Annotated in this window: 8 protein-coding genes; 1 reads left to right on the plus strand and 7 read right to left on the minus strand. The window is 43.9% G+C overall.

Annotated elements, in window-relative coordinates:
* Positions 1–192: 192 nt before the first annotated feature.
* From QUB10_RS17785 to QUB10_RS17815, 7 genes are all read right to left on the minus strand, one after another.
* Entirely contained in the window at positions 193–780 is a 588-nt protein-coding gene (locus QUB10_RS17785; protein ID WP_333204124.1) for an REP-associated tyrosine transposase, read from the minus strand.
* Positions 781–926: 146 nt separating this feature from the next.
* Positions 927–1,376 (minus strand): EVE domain-containing protein, encoded by a 450-nt coding sequence (locus QUB10_RS17790; RefSeq protein WP_333204126.1) that lies wholly within the window; start codon positions 1,374–1,376, stop codon positions 927–929.
* Between the two features lie 5 nt (positions 1,377–1,381).
* On the minus strand, positions 1,382–1,864 hold the full coding sequence (locus tag QUB10_RS17795) for an SRPBCC family protein (protein ID WP_333204128.1): 483 nt from the start codon (positions 1,862–1,864) through the stop codon (positions 1,382–1,384).
* Between the two features lie 59 nt (positions 1,865–1,923).
* Positions 1,924–4,284 (minus strand): FHA domain-containing protein, encoded by a 2,361-nt coding sequence (locus QUB10_RS17800; protein WP_333204130.1) that lies wholly within the window; start codon positions 4,282–4,284, stop codon positions 1,924–1,926.
* Between the two features lie 145 nt (positions 4,285–4,429).
* A complete protein-coding gene (locus tag QUB10_RS17805) occupies positions 4,430–6,304 on the minus strand; it encodes an ABC-ATPase domain-containing protein (RefSeq protein WP_333204132.1) in 1,875 nt (624 codons plus the stop codon).
* A gap of 183 nt (positions 6,305–6,487) precedes the next feature.
* Positions 6,488–7,525, minus strand: a complete 1,038-nt coding sequence (locus QUB10_RS17810) for a M28 family peptidase (protein WP_333204134.1) — start codon at positions 7,523–7,525, stop codon at positions 6,488–6,490.
* Between the two features lie 351 nt (positions 7,526–7,876).
* The gene (locus QUB10_RS17815) at positions 7,877–8,455 is read right to left on the minus strand and encodes a hypothetical protein (RefSeq protein WP_333204136.1); all 579 of its coding nucleotides are present in this window, start codon (positions 8,453–8,455) and stop codon (positions 7,877–7,879) included.
* 342 nt (positions 8,456–8,797) lie between these two features.
* On the opposite strand from QUB10_RS17815, the gene QUB10_RS17820 reads away from it, so the two are divergent.
* A complete protein-coding gene (locus QUB10_RS17820; protein ID WP_333204137.1) occupies positions 8,798–12,145 on the plus strand; it encodes an EAL domain-containing protein in 3,348 nt (1,115 codons plus the stop codon).
* Positions 12,146–12,571 lie beyond the last annotated feature (426 nt).

Genomic DNA, 12,571 nt, shown 5'->3' on the forward strand with positions numbered 1-12,571 from the left:
CATCTTGCCTGTGCAAATATTTGTGGGACAGGCATCTTGCCTGTGCAAATATTTGTGGGACAGGCATCTTGCCTGTGCAAATATTTGTGGGACAGGCATCTTGCCTGTGAAATATTTGTGGGACAGGCATCTTGCCTGTGACTGAAGCTTGGGCGGGCTCTTCGGCCCACCCCACAAGAAATTCAGAAAAAGCTAAACTTCATACATTTGCCAGAAAAAAGGATATTCCTCTGGAGTCACTGAAAGACCAGCTTTGACAGGATTTTGCCTAATATATTCCCAAAAAACCTGAAATTCTCGTTCATCTCTGACAATGTGGTCATGTCGCTCATCCTGCCAGACAGTACCAATATGCTTCATCACCTTGGGAATTTGTTTAGAACTGTAGCTTTTCATACTGTGCAGAATACTGCTGAGCGACCAGAATTTATTATCCGACTTTTCTAAAGGCTGCATGAGCATATGCACATGATCAGGCATTACAACTAAGCAAAATATTTGATACCTTTGCCTATCAAAAAACTTGCAAGCATTGAAGACACTTTCTCTCGCCGCTGGATTTAATTCCAGCTTCTCCCAAGTATTAAAAGTGATGAAATAGACCGATCCTTCTAACTCCCAATGAGGTAAATTTCTGTAAGTAACTTTTAATTGAGCATCTCTGAGTTTAAGGGGCAGACTAGAAGCCTGTCCCACAAAAAGCTGATATTGACCTGTGGGGTGGGCATCTTCCCCGCCCAAATCCTGATTGCTTGCCTGACTCAAATTTTCGCGAATCATATGACTAAGTACAACCGCAACTTAGTATAAAATAGCCTAAAAAAAGCCAAATTTCTAGACCCTTACCGATGATTTTTGTAAAGTCTTTAAGCATTGTGGGGTGGGCATCTTGCCCGCCCAAAATATGCAAGTTAAATGGTCACAACTCATCTCATCTTCAAAATCTTCTCAGCAGCACCTTCAGATACCGGCATCACCGATAACCGATTGCCTTTCCTCACCAGCAAAATCTCATCAGCATTAAATTTTTGTTTCAGTTCATCCAAAGATATTAACTTAGCAAATTCCTCAACAAACTCAACTCTCACTGTTTGCCAGCGAGGAGCATCTAACTGCGATTTAGGATCGTAATATTCGCTATTCATATCGAACTGAGTTGGGTCAGCAATCCCTGTTTCCACGACGCGCACTAACCCGAAAATTCCCGGTATTTTAGTATTAGAATGGTAAAAAAATACTAAGTCTCCCCGACTCATTTCTCGCATAAAATTGCGCGCTTGATAGTTGCGAACGCCATCCCAAATGGAAGTGCGATCGTGTTTCAAATCCGCAATACTATAAACATCCGGTTCCGACTTCATTAGCCAATAATTCATACAATTTATTCGCTTGGGTTAGCCAAATATTCTTGAATAGTATCTAAACACTGCTGCATAGCTTTTTGCATAAAAACCTGAACGAGCAACAACCCAACGAGATAGAATACCGGAGAAGTCAGCATAAAATAAAACTCCCAATCAATCCGAGTTCCCTTTGCTGTAGCAGTGAAATTCCAATCTCCGCCACCCGACTCAATGAGTAGAGAAACCGGAAACTTAAACCCTCTAACCAGTCGGTAGGTTTGTCTTTCTGGCTTTTTGAAAGTAATGATTTCTTCATCAATCACCGAAGTGTCGGAATTTTCTATCCGCCGCACGCCGCCTTCACGCATCTCTCCACCATCTGCCATCTCAGCTTTAATAATTGCTGGAATTGGGCCATATCCGCGAAAGACTTTGGGCAGATTTGAAAGGGAGGTAACAAAATCAAAAACTACTTCAGGCGATGCAGCGATTTCTACTAATGCGTGGGTTTTAACTAACATTTATCTCTCTAAGGATGTAATTTGATAATGAACTGTGAGTTAAAAAGGGGTAATTTTAATTATAAAATATCCTTCCGCTTCTGCAACCACAGAGTCAACATCAAATAAACAAAAATATGCACGCACAAAATACCCCAGTTTAAACCCAAATTCTCCCAGGTTGGATCGTAAACAGGAGTAGGCTCAAACGGCTGAGGAAGCGTACTCCCATCCGGTAATGTAGTAGGCGCGGGCACCATCCCATTCACATTAACTAAAGAGCCGTAAGCACCTACAGACCAGCGGCTTAACATCAGCCAAGAAAACTTGCTCGCCGCACCTTCCATCTTAAACAAAACTCCCGAAAAAATAATCTGAGGCAGCAATAATAGAGGCAAAGCGCTATTAGCTTGAGAGCTATTTTTAACAATCGCGGAAACGACTAATCCAAGGCTTATGCAGCTCATTAAAGTTAGGAATGTGGTAATAGCTGCTCCCAGAAGCCAGGAAATTAAACTCGGTTCGGGGGGTTTAAAAGCAATCAGAATAACTCCTACCATTAACAGTGTTTGCAATACTGCCAAACCGGAAAGTATGAAAAACTTTGAACCTAAATAAGCAAACAATCCTAAATTGACCAAACGTTCGCGCAGATAAATAGCAGATTCTTTAACAATTTCTTGCAGAGAAGTTGCCAGTCCTACCCAAATCGCTGCACAGGTAAATACAAACAAAACTCGCAACGCTAAAGGTGCTAAAGTTGCGTCCGCTGCGCCAATTAATGGGTCTTTATCTCTGACGGCTAGCCGCAGTAAACTAATGCCTATCGGAGCCGTTAAAAGAGCTAAACTCAAGTTTACTAAGTCGCGGGAAACGAGTTGAAAATAGCGCTGGGACAGCAAAACGACTTGTTTTACAAAAGATTGAGATTTTGGTAAATAAGGTGCAGAAGGTATTTTTGCATTAGCGTTTCCTGTGCTGAAGTGATTGACAATATAGCGCTGATAGTAGGGAGATTTATTAAACTTTTCTGCCCAGCTTTGAACGTTGATTTCTCCTGTTTCTAATTCGTTGTAAATGTCGGCAAAATCGCCAGTTTTGACATCAAAAAAATCGAGCGCTTCACGAGAAGGGCCGAAGTAACAAAGCCGTCCGCCGCGACCCATAAACACAATCCGATCGCACATCGTGATATTTGCCGTCGCGTGAGTCACCAGAATCACCGTCCGGCCTTGATTTGCCAACTTTCGCAGCAGTTGCATCATCTTCTTATCCAAACCCGGATCGAGTCCTGAAGTCGGTTCGTCTAAAAAGAAAAGTTTCGGATCTGCTAACAGTTCAACTCCAATACTGACCCGCTTCCGCTGTCCGCCGCTAAGCTGTTTTACCAAAGCCTTGCGACGGTGATTCATTTCAATATCTTCTAAAGTTTTTGCGACTACCTGCTTGACATCTGTATCGGGAGGTAAGCGCAATTTAGCTGCATAACTCAAGACTTCTTCTACTGTCAAATCTGCGTGCACAATATCATCTTGAGGCACATAACCGATTTGATTGCGGTAAATATTGAAGTTTTGGCGCAGGTTGTCGCCATTGAGAAACACAGCGCCGTTAGTAGTTTTTTCGATGCCTAAAAGCGTCCGCATTAAAGTAGATTTACCAGCGCCGCTACCGCCGACTAAAGCCACAAACTGCCCCGGTTCGATCGCCAAAGTGATGTTATCCAAACGTTTCGGAATCACCAGACTGTCAGCATCCAAACGAATTTGATGGCCGGAGTCTTGCATCTGCAACTCACCGCTGCGGTAAGTTAGAGTAAACGGGCCAATCCGAATTGCATCTCCCTCGGACAATTGTAGAGAATTTGTCACTCGCTGACCGTTAACAAAAACCCCGTTAACGCTGTAGTCTCGCAAAATATAATTGCCGCGACTGTCTTGGTCGATTGTGGCGTGGCGTCTAGAAACAAGCGGCGCATCTAATTGCAGCGAAGCGTTTGGATCGCGGCCCAACAAAACCGACCGATTCTTAAGAAGAATTGACTGCTTGCTAGGGACAGCAACCTGATTCGCCAGCGGATTAAAATAAGTCAGCAAAACTTGATTTTGAGGATCGAGACCGATTTTAATTTCTGTGCCGTTTTTCAGACAATAACCGTCATTGGGAGTGATGCGAGTGCGATCGACAAATAAGCCATTAGTGCTCGGCCGCTGCCCGTCACCGTCGTAAATCCAGTAATTATCCCCAATTTGGCGCAAAACAGCGTGAACGCCGGAAACTGCGCGCCAGGGTTCGGGAATGGCTAAATCCGCACGAGTGCGATCGCGCCCCAATACGTGCTGCTGCTGTTTTAACTCTAACTGTAAAACCTCACCTTGATTGCTTAATACTAAATACGGTCGATCGCTTAAAGCAGTCAGTTGTCCTATATTGCCTGTCATACTTCAATCGCGGTTTTTGCACTCACTTTTGTCAGCATATCAAAAAGTCATTAGTCATTAGTCATTAGTCATTAGTCAACAGTCAACAGTCAACAGTCAACAGTCAACCGTCAACAGTCAACCGTCAACAGTCAACAGTCAACAGTCAACAGTCAACAGTCATTTTGGCAACAACCGACAAACTGCGAAGCCGATTAATTGCCGCCGCCAATTCAAAGCGCCGAAACATGGCAAAATCCCCTTCAGGAAAAGGCGATAAAATATCCATCCCCTGCGCGTCAATATCTGCCATCACCAAATCTATGATTTCCGACAAAGTGCGTTTCCCGTCCATGTATTGCTGCTTAGCATAAACCATTGCCGCAGCGATCGCCCTTAACTGTCCGCTGTCCACAATTTGCTCAACAGCACCCAAATCAATATCCTCAGTTCCGAAAGCCAATTCATCAACATCCCGCACCTTCACCCGCACATCTCGCCGTCCCCGACTCGGATCTAAACTAGCAGGAATCGGCACTCTTTGAGTAATCTCACCAAAAATTTCTCCCCCTTCAGCAGCACGGCTAATCGAGTAATTTTTAGCAATCTCTTTAGCTTTTTCCGTCACATTATATGCTTGAAAATTATCCATTGAAATCACAGTATCCGCCACATCAAAATAATCGCCGCTTCCCCCCATTACTAAAATAGTAGATACGCCGCAATCTGCGTACAACTGTTTAACTTTATCAATAAACGGCGTAATCGGTTCCTTATCCTTAGCGATGAGTTCCTGCATTCGGCGATCGCGAATCATAAAATTAGTCGCCGCCGTATCCTCATCCACCAATAAAACAGGCACTAAATCCTCTTCCTTTTTACTTCTCTCCTGTTTCTTATTCCCTATTCCTTCTTCCTTCTTCCGACTTCCATCGGAGTGACATCCGTTAAATCCGTTACAGAATCCGTTGCCGAACTTCCTTCTCCCCCCTTCCAAAGCCTCAATAATATTAGCAGCTTGCGACGTGCTACCGCTCGCATTTTCCGTATAAAATTGTGCAGTATCTCTACCTTGCGGTAAGTGGTTAATAAAAGGCGAAATATCAACTCCCGCAACACTTCTGCCATCTTCCGCTCTAATTTTAACCGCCGCCGGATTAGTCACCACAAATTCGCGACCATCGCCCGGAATTCGGTTGTAAACTCCCAACTCAATCGCCCTGAGTAAAGTTGATTTTCCGTGATAGCCGCCGCCAACAATCAAAGTAATGCCAGCGGGAATACCCATACCGGAAATCAAACCGCGATTCGGACAATTAAAGTCAACTTTTAACGACGGCGGCGACTGAAAAGCCACAGCATTATTTAACAAAGGACGGTTGTCAACACCGCTGCGGCGGGGTAAAATAGAACCGTCAGCAACAAACGCAACTAATCCGTTTTGAGCTAACTGCTGCCGCAGCCAGTCAGCATCTTCTACAGTTTCAACGTGACGGCGACATTCGGCAGCATTTAAGTGAGAATATTTGAGAGAATTGCTGACAATTTGCGGAATATCTTCGCACAGCATTTCAGCAGCTTGTCGCCCTAAAATACTACGTCCGCCCGCTGGAAGTCCGACGGCAAATCGCAGTTCAACTCCTCCTAAATCTCCGATATCTGATCGAGCTGAGGAAATGATAAATGCGGAAGTTCGTTCTAAAACTTCTTGTCCGAACCGAGTCACTGCAATCATACCGCTTTTGCCAGTGCCGCGTTTGCTGCTGATGCTGTGTGCTGCTTTGTCAAACTGGCGAGTTAGGTAATCTCGCAAGGCTATTTCTCGACTGCGAGAGTTGAAAAGTTCGCGGGGAATTTGAGCAATGTTTGGCGGAACTATGACTCTAAATTTACTGGGAGAAGCAAACGGATCTCCCTGCACGTAATCAATAATTAATGTGAATTCAGAAAAGTCGTAGTTACCTTGAATTTCTTTGTAGGCTTTGTAGCCTCGATTGTCTAGTTGCAGTAAATGCCGTTGCAGGCTTTCTTTGTTAGTCATTGGTTATTGGTTATTAGTTATTAGTTATTAGTTATTAATTATTAGTTATTAGTTATTTAGCTGGTTGCTAGGCTCTGCCTAGGAACCGATGTCCAGAGGCTCTGCCTCGCTTGCTTGGTGTGGGAAAATTGGAGGCAGAGCCTCCGGATATGCGTTACCAGGCAGAGCCTGGTAACGAGTAGATTACCGAATTTCCAATAATTTAGCCGTGGCATTAACAACAATTTGAGCAGAACCGGCGAAAAAAGGTCGATCGATAGTTGCTAATGTATCGCTAGATTGGTGATAGTGGGGCGATCGCAAATTTGCAGTATCCGTCACCAACACAGCACCAATTCCTTTATACCAGAAAGGCGCGTGGTCGCTCCGCAAAACATCGGGAGTCAGCAACCCTTTCAGGGGAACCGGCAGCGCCACCACAGGCGGCAAATCGGCTTTTCCAGACTCCGCAAAACTTTTCAATAGCAGCGGATGTTCCGCATCCCCAATCACAGCGATAAACTCGCCTTTGTCGGGAGATGTCACCCCCGATGCTTCTAGAAAAGGTTGCGCTGTCAATCCTTCGGGATATTGCTGGCATCCGGGCGTGCGGCAGGCATAACCTAGCATATCCAGGACGATCGCTCCTTGCAAATTTTTTAACCGCGCGTCGCTACCTGTAAATGCTAAACTGCCTAAAAGTCCGAGTTCTTCCCTGTCGAAAAAAGCTACTTGCAATGTCCGAGGCGTGGGACGAGAACCCAGCAATCTTGCTACTTCTAAAACTACTGCAACTCCCGTCGCATTGTCGTCAGCGCCTGGGGAGTTTGGTACAGTATCGTAGTGTGCTGCCACTAAAATTGCACCCGCGTTTGAGTCAGTGCCTTTTCTCTCAGCGAAGACATTGATTCCGCGATCGAACTGCTGCAACTTTGCGGAAAATCCTAATATTTGCAATTGCTGGGAAATGTAGTCTCTCGTGAAAGAGCGAGCTCGTTCTCCCTCGCGTTCTCCTGCTAAAGTCTCGACGTGTTTCCACAACCGAGACGGATCAATTTGGGGCAGATAAACTGCATTTTTTTCAGCAGGAAGCGGTAAGGGAGACGGGTTTTGGGAAGTGTGGATATTGCGATCGATTCCCACTTCTGGTACAGCCGACAACCGCTGCCACGAGTGAGAACCCCAACCCGCCGCCGTCACCGCAACCACAATAAATAGCGCTATCCAAATCAATTGTTTCATTAGTAAGTCTATTTGAAATTTTAGACAAGGCTTACGCACTCCTCACTCCCATAAACCGGGTTTTTTAGCGGAAGCAAGGGCAGCCACAAAATCTTTTCGTAAAACCCGGTTTATGCGTTCATAACTGTTATATTTTAGATTTATATTGACACCACAGTTAAAAATAAACCTGTTTCAAAAAATGAAACTCAAAACTATTAAAATTAACTGCGCCAGAGGCAGTTTTGTATTTTATCTCTGAAAAAGCAGGTAAAAGCCTTGGGATGTTGCCGTCGAATCTGTCTTGCTTATTTGAGCGTTCGACGGCGACATTCAAGTCACTAATTTACCTTTTAAATTTACAATCCAAAACTACTTTTTTTCCCACTCAATCTCCTTATTCTCCAAGATTAACCCGCTGCTGCTGGGAACAGCGTAAGGAATAGTTGTGGCTGAAAATTTTACTATTTGAGTTGGTTGTTGAAACCACTCGGAATAACTTGGATTTAGTTGGTCGTAGAGTGCTTTCAAAGCTTGGATTTCTGCCTCTAATTGCGCTGCTGCTTGATTGATTCTGCGAGCTTGTGTTTGCAAGCGCTTTTCCCCGGTTTGAACTTTGTTTTCTAGTTCTTGCCAGTGCTCTCCGGCCACCACTTTTTCTAGTTCACCTTGCTTGTAATTGAGTAAAGCCTGTTTTTGTTGCAGTTGCTTTTCAATATTTTTAGTCTCTCGGTCAATTTCCTGGATTTGCTGCAACCACTGCTCCCCAAAAGCAGCAGTTTGCTGGTGGAACTCGGCAATGGCTTCAGGAGTATTATTTTTGGGAAAACTGACTGCCACTCGGCACTCAGAGCGCTGTAGGCCAAGTTTTTCCCGCGACTCTTGCAGGGCGGTAAGTTCTGCTTGCAGCGCGCGGACTTCTTTTTGGAGTTCTGGGATGGTCTGACTCATGGGTTCAATTAGGGGACCTCTGCATCGATTTTAAGCTAATTGTTTATTTTTCTAACAAATCCCGGTCGCCTCCTTGCGGGAATTATCTAATTTTAGCGCGCTCCCACCCGGTGTCTAGGCAGAATGGCGGATAATTTGTGGCACAATGGCTGATGACACATTTTAAATTAAGATTAAAATTGTAATTAGTTATAAAGCTAAATTATTAGCTTGGTAAATTTTAATTTACAAATCCACATAAATTCAGGGTGGCTGCGTTTTCCTCTGGTAGAGAAACTTCTGCTAAAATTTTTGAAATTTATGATGGCTAAAAAAAATATTTAAAATTAGGAAATAGAGCAAATGAAAATAATTTTTCAATTAGTGTGGGGATATTTAGCGGTTGCTGTTTTTGGTGTGGAATGTGGCATAAATCCGAAAACATTACCGACAAGTCTAGGAGATGGGCAGGGCACTCCCCCTGTAGAAGGGATTTTGATTCGGTCTCAGAAACATAGCTATTTGCGATCGGCATCTCGCCCCCTTACTTCTACAAGCGCCTCATTATTTTGGGATAAATTATCCCAAATTAAACCAGTAAAATTACCGATTGATAATTATATACCATCTCAGGAAAATTCCAGAAAAAAACCTACTATTAGGTTAAGAATAATCAGTTATTCTCTGGTTTTTATTTGTTTAGTAATCTCATTATTGCTCAGGGGTAAAACAGTAAATAGCTTATCCAAGACGATGAGGTTAATCAAGCCGAAGTCTGAAACAGAGAATGACAAGCTACCAAAAGGAGAAAAAGTGTTATATCCAAAAAAAGAACAGGATATCTGGCATACTATTGCCCAGATGACCCAAGATTTGCAGCAAACTGCCGAATATGCTCTCGATATTTGTGAGGAAATGAACGTCTCGATAATCGCGACGACTCCAGGCGGTCATATCCTATCGTTAAACCAAGCTACCTGTCAACTTTTGGGATACTCTAAAAAAGAGTTGTTAGGCAAACCAATAGCCGGACTTTTTAAGAAAAGTGAATCACCAGCCCCGGTGTTAGATTTAGGAAGTTTAACAGCCGAAGGTTCTGTCCACAACGTGGAAAAAGTCTACCTTTCTAAACAGCGAAAAAAAATAATTGTACTGCTTTCTATTTCAATTATTTGCGACAGTCAAGGCAAGGTCAGCGGTAAGTTATACATAGCACAAAACATTACCGAAAGCAAGCAGGTTGAAAGAAATTTGCGACGCAGTGAAAAAAAGTTTCGCCAACTGATAGAAACTGTTAATGCTGTTGCATTTATCTATCACCGCAGACAGTTCCGCTATGTCAATGCTGAGACAGAAGCTCTGACAGGATATACTCGCGAAGAATTACTAGCATTGGATTTATACGACTTAATTCATCTAGATTTTATAGAAATAGTTAAAAAATGGGGTAAATCCAGTCATGCGCGCTCAACAGCAGGCTCTAAATATGAATTAGTAATAGTCACGAAAACTGGAGAAATGCGCTGGATTGAAGCAACTGTAGATATTATAAAATTTGAAAAAAAAGCCTCAATATTAATCACAGCATTTGACATCAGCGATCGCAAATTAGCAGAGTTAGAACGAGAAACATCTCTTTCCTTGCTTCAAGCAACCATTGAATCTACTGCTGACGGTATTCTGGCGGTTGACAGTGGAGGCACAGTGCTCACCTTTAACCGCAAGTTTGCCGAAATGTGGCAGTTGCCGGATTTCCTGCTGGATTCGAGAGATAACAACCAAATTTTGGCCTTTGGAATCAACCAGTTAAAATATCCGGAAATATTTCTCAACCGTGCTAAAGAATTGTCCGATCGCCCTACCGAAGAAAGTTACGATATCATTGAGTTAACAGATGGCAGAATCTTCGAGCGCTACTCGTTGCCTCAGCGCACGGGAGGCAAAATTACTGGTCGAGTATTCAGCTTTCGGGATGTAACGGAACGGGTGCAATCCGAAGAAAAACTACGCAAAAGCGAAGAACGCTTTCACCTGCTGACGCGGGCGACAAATGATGCAGTATGGGACTTTGATTTGTTAAAAAATGAGTATTGGTTGAGCGAAGAATTTGAAAAAGTTTTTGGATACAAACTCAACCAAACTCAGACGATAGAATTAGAATCTTGGTGGTTAAATATTCATCCCGAAGAACGGGAAAGAGTGATGTTTAGCTTCAACCAAACAATGAACTCAGACGCTCAATGTTGGTCGGAAGAATACAGTTTTCACCGTGCAGACGGGGGATATGTTTTTGTGCTCGATCGCGGCTATATCATCCGCAATGAAAGTGGCCAAGCAGTCAGGGCGATCGGCACGATGATGGACATTACTCAGCGCAAGCAAGCTGAAGAAATTATTCGCTATCAAGCTGTTTATGACCAACTCACCGGTTTACCGAACCGGATACTGTTTAACGAGAGGCTGCTGGCGTCCTTAAAACAAGCTAAACAAACAAAAAAAATGCTTGCTGTGATGTTTTTAGACTTGGACAGGTTCAAAAAGATTAATGATACACTAGGTCACGCTGCGGGCGATCGCCTGTTAGAAGGTTTTGCCGGACGCATCAGCGACACTTTGCGATCGACTGACACGGTAGCCCGCTGGGGAGGCGACGAATTTACCATACTGCTTCCCGACATCAATTGCTTAGAAGATGCCGTTAAAACAGCTCAAAGAATACTCAACAATTTAAAGCCACCATTTAAACTAGAAGGACAACCGTTTCATGTTAGCAGCAGCATCGGCATTGCCCTTTATCCCGATGATGGTGAAGAGGCCGAAACTTTAGTCAAAAATGCCGATGCTGCCTTGTACTACGCTAAAGAAATGGGAAGAAATAACTATCAGTTATATACTTCAACACTTAATCCCCACTGCAGCCATTTACTAACTATAGAACACAGACTGCACGAGGCTTTAGAACAAGGAGAATTTGAGGTTTTCTATCAGCCAAAAGTCAACATTACTACTTGGCAAATTCAGGGCATGGAAGCTCTGCTGCGCTGGCAACATCCACAATTAGGTTTAGTTACTCCCGCTACATTTATTCCCATCGCCGAAGAGAACGGACTCATTGTACCTATTGGGGAATGGGTGCTGCAAACAGCCTGCACTCAAAATAAAGCTTGGCAGGATGCTTTGCAGCCAGATTTGCGGGTAGCAGTCAACGTTTCGGCTCGGCAGTTCCAGCAATTTAATTTATTAGAAATGGTAGCGAACTGCTTGGAAAAAACTGGTTTAGCACCCAAATATTTAGAGTTAGAAATTACCGAAACTACAGCCATGCAAGATGTGGATTATACCACAAAAGTTCTCAGGGAGTTGCAGAATATGGGAGTGCAAATTGCGCTGGACGATTTCGGCACGGGTTATTGTTCTCTAAATTATCTCAAAAAGTTTCCCTTGAATATCTTAAAAATAGACAGGTCGTTTGTCAGCGGATTGACGACCGATCCCTGCGAACGGGCGATCGCCAAGGCTGTAGCGACCCTGGGGCGAGATTTGAACTTGAGCGTGGTAGCTGAAGGAGTAGAAACTAAAGAGCAGTTGGAGTGTTTGCGCGAACTCCACTGTCAAGAAATTCAGGGTCATTATTTCAGCCCTGCCCTCTCGGCTGGTGAGGCTAGGAAGCTATTGCTAAATTCTCAGTTGCAACAAGTGAAAATTGCTTAATTAGTCATTAGTCATTAGTTATTAGTCATCAGTCAATTGTAGGGTGGGTGAGGCGCGGTTCAAGATTTATCTATTGCTGACAATAGTTAATCGGCGCGCCTCACCCACCAATAGGGATCAGGTGCTTCGTGCGCCCCCGAAAGTTATAGTTCTTGACCGCGAATCTTAGTCTCCCGACTTATTTTCCTGCGCTGCACCCCCAACATCATCACTGCTAGAGCGCTGCGGCGGGCCTAAGTTGTCGGGCAATTCGTTAAGATTCTTGCCCAAAGCGTGACACAGCGCTTTAACTTGAGGAATTGTCAGCTCAGGGGCATCAAGTCCTCGCTCCCGCCACCGCAGTTAAAAGCTTAGGAATGAGAATTAAATAACTTCCACTCTTGAAAGTGGGATGGGCGTCCCGCCCGTCCTTTTTGGACGGGCGGG

The sequence above is a fragment of the Microcoleus sp. B5-D4 genome (assembly GCF_036705145.1).
In the GTDB taxonomy this organism is placed as follows: domain Bacteria; phylum Cyanobacteriota; class Cyanobacteriia; order Cyanobacteriales; family Microcoleaceae; genus Microcoleus.

Coding starts and splice junctions, on each gene's coding strand:
- QUB10_RS17790 (WP_333204126.1), bottom strand. CDS start 1,376: ATGAATTATTGGCTAATGAAGTCGGAACCGGATGTTTATAGTATTGCG.
- QUB10_RS17800 (WP_333204130.1), bottom strand. CDS start 4,284: ATGACAGGCAATATAGGACAACTGACTGCTTTAAGCGATCGACCGTAT.
- QUB10_RS17820 (WP_333204137.1), top strand. CDS start 8,798: ATGAAAATAATTTTTCAATTAGTGTGGGGATATTTAGCGGTTGCTGTT.
- QUB10_RS17795 (WP_333204128.1), bottom strand. CDS start 1,864: ATGTTAGTTAAAACCCACGCATTAGTAGAAATCGCTGCATCGCCTGAA.
- QUB10_RS17815 (WP_333204136.1), bottom strand. CDS start 8,455: ATGAGTCAGACCATCCCAGAACTCCAAAAAGAAGTCCGCGCGCTGCAA.
- QUB10_RS17810 (WP_333204134.1), bottom strand. CDS start 7,525: ATGAAACAATTGATTTGGATAGCGCTATTTATTGTGGTTGCGGTGACG.
- QUB10_RS17805 (WP_333204132.1), bottom strand. CDS start 6,304: ATGACTAACAAAGAAAGCCTGCAACGGCATTTACTGCAACTAGACAAT.
- QUB10_RS17785 (WP_333204124.1), bottom strand. CDS start 780: ATGATTCGCGAAAATTTGAGTCAGGCAAGCAATCAGGATTTGGGCGGG.